Origin of the sequence: Sphingobacterium sp. UBA7855 (genome assembly GCA_002500745.1) — a bacterium.
Classification (GTDB): Bacteria; Bacteroidota; Bacteroidia; order Sphingobacteriales; family Sphingobacteriaceae; genus Sphingobacterium.
The window spans coordinates 235,760-250,474 of record DLST01000017.1 but is presented as its reverse complement, the minus strand read 5'-3'; the positions used below and the strand labels follow the sequence as shown (position 1 = coordinate 250,474).

The 14,715-nt window shown below is 39.2% G+C and carries 16 protein-coding genes; 11 read left to right on the top strand and 5 right to left on the bottom strand.

Annotation, left to right across the window (positions count from 1 at the left end; translation table 11 throughout):
- Positions 1–22 precede the first annotated feature (22 nt).
- Positions 23–1,132 (top strand): zinc finger domain-containing protein, encoded by a 1,110-nt coding sequence (locus B2107_RS16340; protein WP_293956713.1) that lies wholly within the window; start codon positions 23–25, stop codon positions 1,130–1,132.
- Between the two features lie 71 nt (positions 1,133–1,203).
- Here B2107_RS16340 and B2107_RS16335 read toward each other — a convergent pair whose 3' ends face one another.
- From B2107_RS16335 to B2107_RS16320, 4 genes are all read right to left on the bottom strand, one after another.
- The gene (locus B2107_RS16335) at positions 1,204–2,196 is read right to left on the bottom strand and encodes a hypothetical protein (protein ID WP_293956712.1); all 993 of its coding nucleotides are present in this window, start codon (positions 2,194–2,196) and stop codon (positions 1,204–1,206) included.
- Positions 2,197–2,222: 26 nt separating this feature from the next.
- Positions 2,223–3,332 carry a hypothetical protein gene (locus tag B2107_RS16330; protein WP_293956711.1) on the bottom strand — a complete coding sequence of 370 codons (1,110 nt, stop codon included), beginning with the start codon at positions 3,330–3,332 and terminating at the stop codon, positions 2,223–2,225.
- Between the two features lie 10 nt (positions 3,333–3,342).
- On the bottom strand, positions 3,343–4,083 hold the full coding sequence (locus B2107_RS16325; protein ID WP_293956710.1) for a hypothetical protein: 741 nt from the start codon (positions 4,081–4,083) through the stop codon (positions 3,343–3,345).
- 234 nt (positions 4,084–4,317) lie between these two features.
- Positions 4,318–4,815, bottom strand: coding sequence for a phosphoheptose isomerase (locus tag B2107_RS16320; RefSeq protein WP_293956709.1), 498 nt, complete (start codon positions 4,813–4,815; stop codon positions 4,318–4,320).
- 195 nt (positions 4,816–5,010) lie between these two features.
- Between B2107_RS16320 and B2107_RS16315 the strand changes: the two genes are divergently transcribed.
- From B2107_RS16315 to atpG, 9 genes are all read left to right on the top strand, one after another.
- On the top strand, positions 5,011–7,236 hold the full coding sequence (locus B2107_RS16315) for a helix-turn-helix domain-containing protein (RefSeq protein WP_293956707.1): 2,226 nt from the start codon (positions 5,011–5,013) through the stop codon (positions 7,234–7,236).
- Positions 7,237–7,319: 83 nt separating this feature from the next.
- Complete coding sequence (locus B2107_RS21960) at positions 7,320–7,535, top strand: AtpZ/AtpI family protein (protein WP_209581368.1); 216 nt, start codon at positions 7,320–7,322, stop codon at positions 7,533–7,535.
- Positions 7,532–7,918 carry a hypothetical protein gene (locus B2107_RS16310; RefSeq protein ID WP_293956705.1) on the top strand — a complete coding sequence of 129 codons (387 nt, stop codon included), beginning with the start codon at positions 7,532–7,534 and terminating at the stop codon, positions 7,916–7,918. The genes B2107_RS21960 and B2107_RS16310 overlap by 4 nt, the downstream gene beginning before the upstream one ends.
- A gap of 104 nt (positions 7,919–8,022) precedes the next feature.
- Positions 8,023–9,219 carry a F0F1 ATP synthase subunit A gene (atpB, locus tag B2107_RS16305; RefSeq protein WP_293956704.1) on the top strand — a complete coding sequence of 399 codons (1,197 nt, stop codon included), beginning with the start codon at positions 8,023–8,025 and terminating at the stop codon, positions 9,217–9,219.
- 34 nt (positions 9,220–9,253) lie between these two features.
- On the top strand, positions 9,254–9,442 hold the full coding sequence (atpE, locus tag B2107_RS16300) for an ATP synthase F0 subunit C (protein ID WP_021188666.1): 189 nt from the start codon (positions 9,254–9,256) through the stop codon (positions 9,440–9,442).
- A 96-nt stretch (positions 9,443–9,538) separates the two neighbouring features.
- Positions 9,539–10,039 carry a F0F1 ATP synthase subunit B gene (locus B2107_RS16295; RefSeq protein ID WP_293956703.1) on the top strand — a complete coding sequence of 167 codons (501 nt, stop codon included), beginning with the start codon at positions 9,539–9,541 and terminating at the stop codon, positions 10,037–10,039.
- 29 nt (positions 10,040–10,068) lie between these two features.
- A complete protein-coding gene (gene atpH / locus B2107_RS16290; protein WP_293956702.1) occupies positions 10,069–10,611 on the top strand; it encodes an ATP synthase F1 subunit delta in 543 nt (180 codons plus the stop codon).
- Between the two features lie 54 nt (positions 10,612–10,665).
- Entirely contained in the window at positions 10,666–12,240 is a 1,575-nt protein-coding gene (gene atpA, locus B2107_RS16285; protein WP_075994168.1) for a F0F1 ATP synthase subunit alpha, read from the top strand.
- A gap of 77 nt (positions 12,241–12,317) precedes the next feature.
- Positions 12,318–13,217 (top strand): ATP synthase F1 subunit gamma, encoded by a 900-nt coding sequence (gene atpG / locus B2107_RS16280; RefSeq protein WP_293956700.1) that lies wholly within the window; start codon positions 12,318–12,320, stop codon positions 13,215–13,217.
- A gap of 75 nt (positions 13,218–13,292) precedes the next feature.
- Here the strand turns inward: atpG and B2107_RS16275 are convergent, their stop codons facing one another.
- On the bottom strand, positions 13,293–14,339 hold the full coding sequence (locus tag B2107_RS16275) for a 3-oxoacyl-ACP synthase III family protein (protein ID WP_293956699.1): 1,047 nt from the start codon (positions 14,337–14,339) through the stop codon (positions 13,293–13,295).
- Positions 14,340–14,417: 78 nt separating this feature from the next.
- On the opposite strand from B2107_RS16275, the gene B2107_RS16270 reads away from it, so the two are divergent.
- Complete coding sequence (locus B2107_RS16270; RefSeq protein WP_209581393.1) at positions 14,418–14,699, top strand: ATP-dependent Clp protease adaptor ClpS; 282 nt, start codon at positions 14,418–14,420, stop codon at positions 14,697–14,699.
- The last annotated feature ends 16 nt before the right edge of the window (positions 14,700–14,715 follow it).

Below are 14,715 nucleotides of genomic sequence, written 5' to 3'. Positions count from 1 at the left end.
AAGAAACGCATGACTGTGTTGTATGAGTTTTGAAGAAAAAACCTCCGAGATAGAGCAAGGATTGAAATGTCAGGGCTGTGGTGCAATTCTGACTTATCAGCCCGGTACTTCCTATTTGGAATGTTCCTATTGTGGAACCAGAAATGAAATAGCTGATCAGTTGCCAGAAAATGGGCGTATTGAATCAACGGATTATAAGGTCTTTGGAGCCGCGATGGAAGGACTCGAAGATGAACGATATAGTTATTTAGCTGAGGTCGTGCATTGCGGCAACTGTGGTGCAAACTCGCGTTTGAATCCTCATGTTACGGCAGATTTGTGTGCCTTTTGTGCATCACCATTGGTCATTGACCATCAGCAAAAACGTATTGTAAAACCGCATGGTGTTGTTCCTTTTGGTGTTGACTATAAAAGTGCTTTTGGGCTATTGACGCAATGGGCTGGGAAGGTATGGTTTGCACCGAATGACTTTACGCGGATTTTTAACGCTAGGAATGACCGTTTAAAGGGGGTATATATTCCTTTTTGGTCCTATGATGCAGAGGTGAATTCTGATTACATCGGCTCGCGTGGTGAGTATTATTATGTGACAAGGACGAGGCGTAATTCGGATGGCGAAACAGAAGAGTACGAAGAAAGACGAACCAACTGGTATCCAACTTCAGGTACTATTTATAGCCAATTTAAGGATATTGTTATTTCTGGATCAACCTCCCTTCCGGAAAAGTTTTCCGAAAAGATCGGGCCGTGGAATTTGGGCTATCTAAAACCTTTCAATGAGCAGTATCTGAGTGGTTTTATCGCAGAAACTTTCAGTGTAGGTCATGTGAAAGCGGCAACAACTGCCCGAGCGATTATGGACCGGGAAATCGAGCGACAGGTTGAGAATGACATCGGTGGCGATACGCAGGATATCGATTCCATTGATAGTGATTTTAAATCCATTAAATTGAAATATATTCTTTTGCCCGTTTGGTTATCTGCTTATCAATACAAAGGAAAGAGTTATCAGATCATGGTTAATGCATTTAATGGTAAAGTGTACGGGCAACGACCTTATAGCTTTTGGAAAATCGCTTTTTTGGTATTGGCGATCATTATTGTTTTGTATCTCTTGAGTTTTATGGGATGACAAAAAAGGTTATATAAAAAACGCTGTTCTCTTAGTTTGAGAACAGCGTTTTTTTATAGGCTAAAAGGTGCCTATTTGTTTAACGATAGTAGAAATCCAATGGTAAAGTTGGCGTCCCAATCAAAAACAAAGGTATCGCAGTTGGTCGCATCTTTAATTGCTTTATAAATGTTAACACCGCTTTTTGTTTTTATTTTATCAGTGTTGTAGGAAGCTGGGTCATTCAAAACGGTAAAACGTTCTTCACCTTGGCGCGTTTGCGACGCAAGTTCAAATGGAACGCCACCGATGATAAAACAAACTTCTCTTTTATTTTCCGGAATCTTTTCGCCTAATTTTTTTACTTCTGCATAGACAGCATCATCTTTGAGATCTTTCTCATAGTACTTTGCGCCGGGTGCTTCTACAGATTTTGTATCGCCATCGATCCATGAAATTTTTGTATTACCAGACCCGATGTCAACAACAAATGCATTGTCTTCATATGCTTTTGGAAGGACCGATTTTAATGCAAGCTTTCCTTCTTGCTCTGCTGTAACCAAGTTGACCACAAAGCCCATTTTTCTAAGTTCGCTGCTAATGATAGTTGTTTTGGGTTCCTTTTGCGCTCCAGAGCTAATGACGAAATGTATATTTTTCGATTTAACACCTTTATCCAGCATCATGCCGATATAGTCTTTTAATCCTTTGCGAATATCTTCGGTATTTGCCAATCCTTCATAAGCAAAAGATTTTCCAAAATCTTTGGAAACGATTTCCCAACGATTCTCTTTATCCATATTGACGACGAAGGAATTGAACCCAGAGGCGCCCACTTCAACCACTCCTTTGTATTCACCGTCAACAGGCTTTTCAGGTTGATAGTTGAATGATCGAGTGTCTTTCGAGCCCGATGAGTGGTTTGAATCCGCATTTTTGTGACTAGTTGAGTCTGTTTGTACAGTAGGGTTAGCATCAAATTTGCCCGATTGCATTGCCCAGTAACCGATTGCCAAAATAGGTAAGGCAATAATAATTGCTTTAATAGGCCATCTTAATCTTGCCCATGTTGATCTTTCTTCCATAATGTTGAAGTAATATAATTTTATAGTTAATCAAGTAATGTAAATCCTTTATCCACTTTCTCTTCGGGCTTGAGCTCATAGCTAGCGTCTGTCATCTGCGTTACATTCAAAACCTTCAGATTGCGCTCGTCTACTTTGCGGATGAATTCTTCTAATTCACCCTGCGTTGGCGCTCCACCGACAGTGATGTTGTTGTTTTGATCCAGGAAATCCAAATTGGACCGGATAGAGGCTATATTTTGGCTAATGGCACCTGTTGCGGCATTCATGGCCTCTTGAAATGCCCAGCCATCTTTGATATTGAACACATCAGCAAGGCCGTCGGTGGCATTCTTCATTTTTTGGGTCGCTTCTAGCTTCTTCGAAATGATGGAAATGCTGCTATCTAAGGTGCTAACATAAATTCGGGCGGCACTTTCATTGTCTTTGAGTACTTCCAATACTTTAGCAAACTGATTGGCATATTGGACATAGCTACGCGCATTTTGCTCTTCTGATTCTCCTTCTTTTCCCAATAGAAAGGCTTTAGTACGCGTTTCCTTAGCATCTCTGGCATAAGCATTTGCTTTTTCTGCGTTATTTTTACTGGCTTCTTCTTTCGATTTTTCGTCGAGATTAGCTGCTTCCGCTGTAAAACGTTTGGCATACGTATATTTTTCTTCCGCAGTCTTTTGTGCTGTTTCACCACTTTGAATCATATCAATGCGGACTCCATCGACATTGCTAATTTTTTCCTTTACTCGTTTCAGCGTGTCTTTTGCATCTCTTGACAGCAATTGTAAGGTTTCTATTGGGTTATTTCTAATGATGGATTTTTCACCTTTAAATAGTAGGACGGTTCCCAATCGGTGCAATAGCGAAATGATCTTTGGCGCTAGCAATAATAAGGTAATCAGGATAATACTGAATATCACAAAAAGTATACTTTTTCCGGCATATTCCAGCATAATCGGTAAATATTTGAAAAATGCAAAGGCTCCGCCAAGTAAAAGCGCCCAAAAGAAAACTTTTGATGCAGTCTTTTTTGCTTCTGGAGATTGTAGCTGTGCAGGCAGATGATCGCCCAATACTTGAAATATCGGAAGTTGCGTCTTTATCTCAGCGGGAATGTTAACATACTGATCTTTTCTTTCCATTGATTTATTTTTATGTTATCGATTGATTAATCATACGTAGTGCAGCGTTGATTTCGGTAACAACCTCATCAACGGCCGCGTTGCCGATGTTTATTTTTTGTTCAATATCTTTAATTCTGGGTGCGTACTTTTCATTAATCTGTCCCAAAGCGAGCTGTTTTTTCTGTAGGTCATCTTGCAATTTGGCGATATTCTCCGTTATTGTTTTGATTTCAGTGTTCAGATTTGCAATCTCCATGGTTCGGTCCTGTTCAGTCTTTTTCTTTTCAGCCTGTTTTTGTTCCGATTCTTTGGCAATGGTTTCTTTCAGTTTATTAGCATAATTTGTGCCAGTTGCTACTAGTTTATCCTTAGTTAACGAACTGTCTACAAATTTAAGTGATGTATAAGCTGCTTTGAGTGTGTTTTCCTCCACTTTTCCCATCGCTGCTGCAGCATTCCATACCTCAAAAAAGTCTACCCCTTGTTCATTTAGTTTTTCCAGAATGGCATAGACCTTTAATTTCATTTCTTTAAGGTCGGTAGTTCCATCGTTGGCCGTTATCGGGATTGGAGGAGGTGTTTTGCCAGTTGTTGGCGTAGCAGGAGAATAGGATGGTTCCTTATAAGGGGTGTTTGGAATAGCATTTGGTGCAGGCGCCAATGGCGTTTGTGGGCGCTGGCTTTGCTGGGGTTGATCATCTTCAAAAATTAATTTTTTCAGACTGTTTAATATACCAGATCCTCTTTTAGTGTCGTCGTTGCTCATCATATCATAGTTGCTTATATCTTTACTAAAATAATAAAAAATACTATTCTCTTCTAATGAATTGCGCTATGGAATAGCTGAAATGGCCACCGGGGTATGAGAGCTTGCAAAGAAGCGACGAAATGCATCTGTAAGGGAGTGAATCAGCTGCTAGGGCATTATGTTTGGGGTAAAAACAAAGATTCCCAATTGTTGATTGGGAATCTTTGTTTTGGCGGTAACGGTCCTGTGGGACTATTACCTGCCAAAATCGTCCTGTACGCGAACGATATCGTCTTCGTCAGAAGGGTTGTTGGCATCTGTATGTTGCCAAATTTCTGCTAAAATACCGAAGCCGTCCAATCCAATTAAACGGTGGCGTTGTCCTTGGCGCAATCGGATTGTTTCGCCTTCTTTCAATGTAGATACGACAGATTCTTCATCTGTGTCAGAAACCATAACCCCTACGTTACCTTGAATAACACGCCAGATTTCAGCCCGGCGGTGGTGGTATTGCCAAGATAGTCTTTTATCCGGCGCAACAATTAGAATTTTAGGACTTAATTTTCCGGATATTCTTAATTCTTGCACATCCATTCCGCCGAAATATTCATCGGCAAATTCCTGTGCCTGCGTTTCGTCAATGACGAAAAATCCGCCCCAAGGACGCGCTGCATCTGATTTATCGATACGAAAACCTTTGGAAGTCAGCATTTCCTGTACATTTTCAAACAATGCAATTTTATCTATAGCCATATTACAATTCTAAAAATTTGTTATTCGTTAATTTAGCAGCTAAATATAAAAAAAATCTATTAATAATTTAAGTTAACCGTTTTAGCAATATTTACATACCAACTATAGTTATTTCTTTGGTCGTGCTCAATAGCTATGTGCCAGGTAAAGTTAAAAATGAAATTGCTAATTTTGTGATCAATCTAATTTCAGGATATGTCAAACTTTCAAGTCGATCGGGAAAATACTGCATTTATGCAGGCTGTTGCTTTCGTTAACCAAACGAATCAAAACGTATTTATCACAGGGAAGGCAGGTACTGGAAAAACGACGTTCTTGAAGTATATCAAGGAGCATAGTTACAAGAAGATGGCGATTACCGCACCTACTGGCGTTGCTGCGATGAACGCAGGCGGAACGACTTTGCACTCTTTATTTTGGCTTCCTTTTGGAACTTTTATAGAAGATTATGAGTTGCGGTGGGACGAGCAGGATAGTCATATTTACAATAAATCCCGTCTCTTCAGCACGATTAAACTGACGAAGCAACGCCGGGCGATTTTGCAGGAACTTGAACTGTTGGTGATTGACGAGGTGTCGATGGTTCGCGCAGATACATTGGATGCGATTAATGTTATCCTTCAATCTGTTCGTCGCGATATGCGGCCTTTTGGAGGATTGCAGGTGTTGTTTATCGGAGACTTGTACCAGTTGCCACCTGTCGTGAAAGATGCCGAGTGGAATGTATTAAAAGATCATTACTCTTCTGTTTTCTTCTTCAATGCCAAGATATTGAGAGATAATCCGTTGGTAATGTTAGAGCTTAATAAAATCTATCGTCAGCAAGACGAGGGTTTTATTTCCATTTTGAATGCCATACGAAACAACCAGTGTACAAGTGAAATGCTAGCGACCTTAAATGGTTATTATCAACAGGACTTTGTCCCAAATGAAGAGGAGCAGTATATTACATTGACCTCCCATAATCGAAATGCGGATGAAATAAACGGAGCGAAGTTGGCCTCATTATCGGGGAAAATGTTAAATCTTAAGGCTGTTGTCAAAGATGATTTTGCGCAGGGTTCCTACCCCGCTGAAGAAACGTTATCCTTAAAGATAGGGGCACAGGTGATGTTTATTCGAAACGATTCGGGAGATGAGCGTAAATATTACAATGGAAAGATTGGTACGGTAAAGGATATCGATACGGTGCAGGGCACAGTAACGGTTACATTTCCTGATGGCTCTGAATCTGTAACGGTAAAAAGGGAGACCTGGGAGAATATCCGTTATAATTATGATAAGGGACAGGATCAGATTAAGGAGGAGATTTTAGGTACATTCTCACAATTTCCGCTTCGGCTCGCCTGGGCGATCACTATCCATAAAAGTCAGGGATTAACATTTGAAAAAGCAATCATTGATGCGGGTACCTCTTTTGCAGCAGGTCAGGTTTATGTTGCATTGAGCCGTTTAACGAGTTTGGATGGACTTGTATTAAAGTCTATCATTCCTTCTTATGCCATCCGTACCGATTATCAGGTTGTTGAATTTGCACAGCGCGCGCAGGCTCAGCCTGATATCAATTCGATTCTGGAGCAGTGCCAACGGAATTACCTTGGTCAGATTTTGATGCACGGATTTCGGTGGGATGGCTTATTGGTGGAGACGTCTGATTTATTGAAGTCGCTCGAAGAACGTAACATTGATGGTAAGGAACAAGCGGTATTGTTTTTTCAGCAACTGGTCAAGCACCTGCAGATGCAAGAGAAAGTTGCCCACAAGTTTATTGTTGTGTTATATGATTTGTTACGTGATAAAAATGCAATTGATTACGATGTTATCTGTGAGCGTTCTACCGCGGCAGTCAATTGGTTTTTGCCAAAAATGGATACCGATCTGATTGATGCGCTGAACAAACATATTGAAGAATATCAGATACGGAAACGTACCAAGAAATATATTGACGAGTTGAAAGTGCTATTGCTTGATTACAAGCGAAAACGCGAACAGTTGCAGCATTGTCTTCTTATTGCTGCTACACTATCCAAACGAGAAGATTTTCAAACGGCGATGTCGGATGTAGCTGCTCGTGTGAAGACTAAAGAGAAAGATGATTTGGCTGCGCAAACTGCAGATGAAGAAGGACCTAAAAAATTAGATACGAAAGAGATTTCTCTAGAAATGTTTAAGGATGGAATGAGCATTGCTGAAATAGCAGGTAAGCGCGGGATGGTTGCAGGCACGATTTACGGACATTTGATTACCTTTGTAGGGACAGAAGTGGAGGCTACAGAGTTGATCGAGCAGGAGAAGTTGGATCGTATACTAGATGTGATCCGGACAAACCCAGATAAATCATCTTCTGAACTTAAAATGCTTTTGGGGACAGATATAGACTATCCAGATATTAAAATTGGACAAAAAGTTTTGGGATTGTAGGCAATAAGGATTTATGATGTATATTTGTAACAAATATTGTGATGTAGTTTGTTGAGCGTCCATTGATAACCTGACGATTTCTTATGGAAGACAAGAAAGATCCTAACAAGTGGCTTGTGTTGACAACTATTTCGACTCAGATGGTTTTTACCATTTACGTATTTTATTTATTAGGAGATTGGTTGGATGGCAAGTTTCATAGTGATAACCAATTATGGATGAAAATCTGTACCCTTGCTGGGATTGGGATTTCTCTCTACCAGGTCATTAGACAAGTGAATCGATTAAACGATAGATGATAGTATATTTAAAGCAGGCACTTATTTTATTTTTTGTTGCGGTATTGGTATTTGCCCTTCATTTCTTTTTGTTAAAATCTTTTGATGGAATACAAAATCTAGATGATCTACATTTTCCATTGTATGAAATATATGTTTTTCAATTGATTTTATCGATTATTATTATGGCAGGAGTGACTTACTTTTCGCAGCAATTTCCACAATATGTCGGTTTTATTTTCTTAGGATTATTGACGTTAAAATTCGTCCTAAATTATCTGTATATCCATAGCGGCCTAGCAAAACCACAGGCCGATATTTTAAAATATAACTATTTGATCGTTGTCGTTTTATTCCTTTTTTACGATGTGGTATTTGCTTATAAGGCTTTAAACAAATCCTAATGGAGAAAACGATAGTTTTTTCAAAAAAATGTAATATTAAAGTAGCTTTTATGCTTTATATGTAGTATTTTCGCAAAAATTTTAAATAACATAATAGTAGTATCGTGAGTCTTAAAAGAACACTTCAATTTTTAGCAGTTATTCTGTTTGCAGTTGCGCCATTTTTAACAAAGGCCGATGAGCATGCACACGGAGAAAAATCGCAGGCTGAGGAAATCAATAGCCATATTGAGCATCACTTACAAGATGATTATTATTTTAGCTTCTTTTCCGATGAAGAGACAGGTAAACACTTTGGCTTTTCATTGCCAGTTATTTTGATTGACAATGGCTTGAAAGTTTTTATGGCTTCTGCATTTGATCACGGTAATAAGGTTGCTGAAGTTGATGGTCAATACTATGCATTATACCATGGCAAAATTTATAAGACCGATGCTACTGGTAATTTAGGTGGTCATGAGTACCGCAAAAATGCCGACGGTAGTTATGTTATGACTGTAAACGAGAATGGGAAGGAAGTGAAAAAGGAATTTGAAACTTCTTATGTTGTCGGTTCTCATGAAATTCACGATGCTGTCGATTTTCATCCTACAGTAGCGATGCCTTTGGATTTCTCGATCACAAAGAGTGTTGTAGGTTTATTTCTAGCTGCATTTTTAATGTTTTGGGCATTTATAAGCTTGGCTAAAACCTATAAAAAGGGTGCTAACAACTTACCCAAAGGTGTAGGACGTGTATTAGAACCTTTGGTTATCTATGTGCGTGATGAGATGGCAATTCCAAACATCGGTCATCGTTATAAAGAATTTATGCCCTATTTATTGTCTGTATTTTTCTTGATCTGGATTTTGAACTTAGTTGGTTTGACACCACTAGGATTTAATGTGACAGGTAACATTACAGTAACATTATGTTTGGCTCTTTTTACTTTTTTAATTGTAAATATCAAAGCAAACGCAAACTATTGGAAACACATTTTCTGGATGCCGGGTGTTCCTGTTCCGTTTAAATTCGTTTTGGCGCCAATTGAAGTATTGGGTTTGTTTACAAAGCCATTCTCTTTGATGGTTCGTTTGTTTGCAAATATTACAGCTGGTCACACGGTTGTGATGGGATTGATTGCGATTGTTTATTTATTGCAACACCAATTGACAGTAGTGGGTAGTATCGGTGTTTCCATGTTCTTAACAATCTTCTTGATGGTTATTGAGTTATTGGTTGCCTTTTTACAAGCATTTATTTTTACGATGTTGTCATCCTTATTTATCGGTATGGCTGTTGAAGAACATCACGATCATTAATTAGCAAATTTTTTAATTATTCAAATCATACATTATGTACAATTTAATTGGAGCCGGTTTAATCGTTATCGGTGCAGGTTTAGGTTTAGGTAAAATTGGTGGTTCTGCAATGGAAGCTATCGCTCGTCAACCAGAAGCAGCATCTAAAATCCAAACTGCAATGATTATCATTGGTGCCTTACTTGAAGGTTTAGCATTCGGTGCTTTATTATTAGGTAAATAGTCACAACGGTTTTATGATATAACCTGCAACGGTTGGTTGCAGGTTATATTATTCCTGAATCTTAAAAAATAAAAATTATCATTATATAGTATAACAATGGATAAATTAATACATTCGTTTTCGTACGGTTTGTTTTTTTGGATGGTCATCGTCCTTGTAGTTATTATCTTTTTATTAGGTAAATACGCTTGGAAACCAATTGTTGATGCCCTAGACGAACGTGAAAAAGGTATTGCAAGCGCTTTGGAGGCAGCTGAAAAAGCTAAATTGGAAATGGCTCGTTTAACAAATGAAAACGAACAATTACTGAAAGAAGCACGCGCAGAGCGCGACATTATCCTTAAAGAGGCTAAAGAGCTTAAAGATAAGATCGTAGCTGAGGCAAAAACTCAGGCACAGGCTGAAGGTGCAAAAATGATTGCTCAAGCGAAAGAGGAGATCAATGAACAAAAGAACAAAGCTTTGGCTGAGGTTAAGTCACAGGTTTCATCTCTGTCTTTGGATATTGCTCGTAAAGTGTTAAACAAAGAATTTGAGGACCAAGGAAAGCAAGAAGCTTTAGTAGCAGACTTGCTTAATGACGTTAAATTGAACTAATCCGGTCACTCAAATTACGAAATAGAATTATGTCAGTATTTAAAGTAGCATCGAGATATGCGAAGTCATTAATTGACTTGGCAGGCGAGCAAGGCTCACTGGAAACAATCAAGACCGATATGGATTCATTCATTGCGGTTTTGAAATCCAGTACCGAACTGCAAGCTGTTTTGGCCAATCCTATTGTCCCTTTGGATAAAAAGAAAAACGTATTGGATGCGCTATTTAAAGATAAGATCAATCCAAATATCTTGGCGTTCTTTAAGATCATGATCAATAAAGGTCGTGGTGAGATAGTATATGCCACGGCTCAAGAATTTATTCGTGAGTTTAATGAGGTGAAAGGAATTGTGAATGCTACAGTTACATCTGCAGCGCCACTTTCTGAAGCTAATTTGGCGGCGATGAAAGATGTACTTGCAAAAGAAACCAATGCTCAAGTAATATTGGTCAATAAAGTTGATCATAATTTGATCGGTGGTTTTGTAGTCAATATTGGCGATCGCCAGATTGACGCAAGTATTGCTGGTAAGTTGAATAAATTGGAAAGATATTTGAATCAGAATAATTAGTTTTTTCTGAGATTTGAAGTAAAATAAATCAAAAAACCCCTTATAATAATTAAAATGATAGAGGTAAGACCAGATGAAGTTTCGGCAATTCTAAGAGAGCAATTGTCGGGCTTTAAATCAGAAGCCGAACTAGAGGAAGTGGGTACCGTACTTGCTGTGGGTGACGGTATTGCTCGTATTTACGGCTTAACTAAAGTTCAGTCCGGTGAGTTGGTTGAATTTGATAACGGATTACAAGGTATTGTATTAAACTTAGAAGAAGACAACGTTGGTGTTGTACTTTTAGGTCCTTCTGATGAAATCAAAGAAGGAGATACTATTAAGCGTACCAACCGTATTGCATCCATCAAAGTTGGTGAAGGCTTGTTGGGACGTGTTGTAAATACTTTAGGTCAACCAATCGATGGTAAAGGACCTATTCAAGGTGATTTGTATGAAATGCCTATCGAGCGTAAAGCTCCAGGTGTTATCTACCGTCAGCCGGTAACTGAGCCATTACAAACAGGTATCAAAGCGATCGATGCGATGATCCCAGTTGGTCGTGGTCAACGTGAGTTGGTTATTGGTGACCGTCAAACAGGTAAAACCGCTGTTTGTATTGATACAATCTTGAACCAAAAAGAATTCTACGATGCAGGAGAACCTGTATTTTGTATCTACGTTGCCGTAGGTCAAAAGAACTCTACCGTTGCGAATATCGTGCGTACATTGGAAGAGAGAGGTGCTATGGCTTATACAGTAGTTGTTGCTGCATCTGCTGCTGATCCTGCTCCACTTCAGTTCTATGCGCCTATGGCAGGTGCTGCTATCGGCGAATTCTTCCGTGATACAGGCCGTCCGGCATTGATCGTTTATGATGATTTGTCTAAACAAGCGGTAGCTTACCGTGAGGTTTCGTTGTTGTTACGTCGTCCACCGGGCCGCGAAGCATACCCAGGTGACGTATTTTATCTACACAGCCGTTTATTGGAGCGTGCAGCGAAAATCAACTCTTCGGATGATATCGCACGCAACATGAACGATTTACCAGAATCAATCAAACATTTGGTGAAAGGTGGTGGCTCGTTGACTGCGCTTCCGATCATCGAAACTCAAGCGGGTGACGTTTCTGCTTATATCCCAACCAACGTAATTTCAATTACAGATGGTCAGATCTTCTTGGAGTCTAACTTGTTTAACGCAGGTATCCGTCCAGCGATCAACGTAGGTATCTCTGTTTCTCGTGTAGGTGGTAATGCGCAGATCAAACCGATGAAAAAGGTATCTGGTACACTAAAGTTGGATCAAGCGCAGTACCGTGAATTGGAAGCTTTTGCTAAATTTGGTTCTGATCTAGATGCTGCTACTAAATCTGTCTTGGATAAAGGTGTTCGTAACGTTGAGATCTTGAAACAAGGTCAATACTCTCCGGTTTCTGTTGAGAAGCAAGTTGCGATCATTTATATCGGAACTAAAGGTTTGTTGCGTAACGTTCCTGTAAATAAAGTGAGAGAATTTGAAGAAGAATTCTTGACTCAATTGGAGCAACGTCATCCAGAAGTATTGTCAGCTTTTAAAGCGAATAAGTTCTCCGATGAATTAACTGCAGTATTAGAAACAGTAGCTAAGGATTTAGCATCAAAATATTAATAGTAATGAGTATTTGGTATTGAGTCTATCGATAAGGCTCGATACTCAATACTAGGTACTTAATACTTAAAACAAATATGGCAAATTTAAAAGAAGTAAGAAACCGGATTACCTCAGTATCATCAACACAGCAGATCACGAAAGCTATGAAAATGGTTTCGGCTGCTAAATTGAAACGCGCTACTAACGCTATCTTACAATTGCGACCATATGCGAATAAACTAAGAGATATTTTGGCGGATGTTTCTGCGAGTGTTGAGGGAAGTAATTCTCCTTTTACAGTGGATCGCGAGCCAAATAAGGTGTTGATCGTTGTTGTTTCTTCTAACAGAGGATTGGCCGGAGCATTCAACGCAAATGTTATCAAAGCAACGAATAACTTGATCGCCAACAAATATGCCGAGCAACATGCGAAAGGAAATTTGAGTATCATTGGTATTGGTAAAAAGGGTTATGATTTCTTTTCGAAGCGTAACTTTAATGTGGTAGCTAATCACTCTGATTTGTTTTCTGATTTAAATTTTGGTTCTGTATCCGTGGTGACTGAATTTATCATGGAACAATTCAAAGAAGGTAATTTTGATCGTGTTGAAGTGGTTTATAATCAGTTCAAAAATGCAGCAGTTCAAGAGTTGACTGCAGAGCAGATTTTACCATTATTACCTGTAGAAGAAAACAAACAACATACGCATAAAGCAAAAATAGAAGCTGAGGTGGATTATATCATCGAGCCTTCCAAAGAGAAGATTATCGAGGAGTTGATTCCTAAAGCAATCAAGATTCAATTATACAAAGCTGTTTTAGACTCGAATGCTTCTGAGCATGGAGCACGTATGACAGCGATGGATAAAGCGACAGAAAATGCAGGTGATTTATTAAAATCATTGAAGCTATCTTACAACCAGGCACGTCAGGCAGCAATTACAACAGAATTGACGGAGATCGTATCTGGTGCAGCAGCATTATCAAACGGATAATTTTTTTATTCGGAAACACATAGAAAAAGGTGCTGATCATATCATATGATCAGCACCTTTTTTTAATCAACTAAATTACCATCGAATCAAGGCCGAGCCCCAGGTAAACCCTGCTCCAAAAGCTGCCAAGCATACGAGATCACCTTCTTTAATCTTTCCTTCTTCCCAAGCCTCGCATAGTGCTATCGGTACAGAGGCTGCAGTGGTATTCCCATATTTCTGAATGTTGTTGAATACCTGATCTTCCCTTAATCCGAGAGTTTTCTGTACAAATTGCGAAATGCGAAGATTGGCCTGATGCGGAATCAATAAATCGATATCACTGGTTTTTAAATTATTTTTTGCCAGCGCTTCGTGAATGACCTCAGGAAATTTGACAACAGCTTTTTTGAAGACGGCCTGGCCATCCATATTTGGAAAAGCAGTTCCATCTTCGAGCATCTCTTTGGTCATCAATAATCCGCCCAATTCCTGATCCGGCCATTTGGGCATTTTATCTAGCCAAATTCCACTGGAAGCTCCGGGGTAATACATCGCTAGCTTTTCGGCTTCGGCTCCATCTGAATGTAAGTGCGTGCTCAGGATTCCCTTGCCATTTTCGGTTGTAGGCTGCACAACTACTGCTCCAGCACCATCGCCGAAAATCACTGAAACGGCTCGTCCTCTCGTAGAAAAGTCAAGTGCAAAAGAATGTTTCTCCGAACCAACCACTAATACATTTTTGTACATCCCTGTTTTGACAAATTGATCGGCAATAGAAAGGGCATATATAAAACCAGAACATTGGTTTCTAATATCCAGTGCCCCGACCTCCTTCATCTTCATTTCCCGTTGCAGTAGAACGGCGCAGCCCGGAAAATAATAATCTGGTGATAAAGTGGCAAAGATGATGAAGTCGACATCTTCAGATGTAATATGGGCTCGTTCGATGGCAATTTTAGCCGCTTCGACTCCCATTGTTGTGGTGGTCTCGCCTATTCGGTCGGCATATCTACGTTCTTTAATTCCTGTTCGTTCTTGAATCCATTCGTCACTGGTATCCATAAAGCGTGTGAGATCGTCATTGGTATAGACGTTTTTTGGAACGTAATAGCCAATTCCTGCAATTTTTGACTGTAACATAATAAATTCTGCTAATTGATTGTATTCTTCCCTTTTATAATATCGTTAATTTAAAAAAAAATATTCTATTTTTGCAGCATGGGTACCCAAACTGCTGAAGAAACCTTTACGTTAGAAGAGATTTTAGCCTCGGTCAAAGAGTCTAATCGACTCATTTTATGGAATGATGAAACCAATACGTTTGAACATGTGATTCACTGTTTAATTTATCATTTGCAATATACCGAAAAGCAAGCCGAGAAGATTGCCTGGAAAGTACATACTGAAGGAAAATGTGCTGTACTGGAAGGGAGTTATACGGAGATGGAAATCTATCGCAAAATTTTGAAAGCAGAAGGTTTAACTGTCTCTGTAGAATAACTTGCCATTCTTTTGT

What these genes read in the sequence shown, in the direction of transcription:
- B2107_RS16340 (WP_293956713.1), top strand. Translation starts at nt 23, where the DNA reads ATGAGTTTTGAAGAAAAAACCTCCGAGATAGAGCAAGGATTGAAATGT.
- B2107_RS16335 (WP_293956712.1), bottom strand. Translation starts at nt 2,196, where the DNA reads ATGGAAGAAAGATCAACATGGGCAAGATTAAGATGGCCTATTAAAGCA.
- B2107_RS16330 (WP_293956711.1), bottom strand. Translation starts at nt 3,332, where the DNA reads ATGGAAAGAAAAGATCAGTATGTTAACATTCCCGCTGAGATAAAGACG.
- B2107_RS16325 (WP_293956710.1), bottom strand. Translation starts at nt 4,083, where the DNA reads ATGATGAGCAACGACGACACTAAAAGAGGATCTGGTATATTAAACAGT.
- B2107_RS16320 (WP_293956709.1), bottom strand. Translation starts at nt 4,815, where the DNA reads ATGGCTATAGATAAAATTGCATTGTTTGAAAATGTACAGGAAATGCTG.
- B2107_RS16315 (WP_293956707.1), top strand. Translation starts at nt 5,011, where the DNA reads ATGTCAAACTTTCAAGTCGATCGGGAAAATACTGCATTTATGCAGGCT.
- B2107_RS21960 (WP_209581368.1), top strand. Translation starts at nt 7,320, where the DNA reads ATGGAAGACAAGAAAGATCCTAACAAGTGGCTTGTGTTGACAACTATT.
- B2107_RS16310 (WP_293956705.1), top strand. Translation starts at nt 7,532, where the DNA reads ATGATAGTATATTTAAAGCAGGCACTTATTTTATTTTTTGTTGCGGTA.
- atpE (WP_021188666.1), top strand. Translation starts at nt 9,254, where the DNA reads ATGTACAATTTAATTGGAGCCGGTTTAATCGTTATCGGTGCAGGTTTA.
- B2107_RS16295 (WP_293956703.1), top strand. Translation starts at nt 9,539, where the DNA reads ATGGATAAATTAATACATTCGTTTTCGTACGGTTTGTTTTTTTGGATG.
- atpH (WP_293956702.1), top strand. Translation starts at nt 10,069, where the DNA reads ATGTCAGTATTTAAAGTAGCATCGAGATATGCGAAGTCATTAATTGAC.
- atpA (WP_075994168.1), top strand. Translation starts at nt 10,666, where the DNA reads ATGATAGAGGTAAGACCAGATGAAGTTTCGGCAATTCTAAGAGAGCAA.
- atpG (WP_293956700.1), top strand. Translation starts at nt 12,318, where the DNA reads ATGGCAAATTTAAAAGAAGTAAGAAACCGGATTACCTCAGTATCATCA.
- B2107_RS16275 (WP_293956699.1), bottom strand. Translation starts at nt 14,339, where the DNA reads ATGTTACAGTCAAAAATTGCAGGAATTGGCTATTACGTTCCAAAAAAC.
- B2107_RS16270 (WP_209581393.1), top strand. Translation starts at nt 14,418, where the DNA reads ATGGGTACCCAAACTGCTGAAGAAACCTTTACGTTAGAAGAGATTTTA.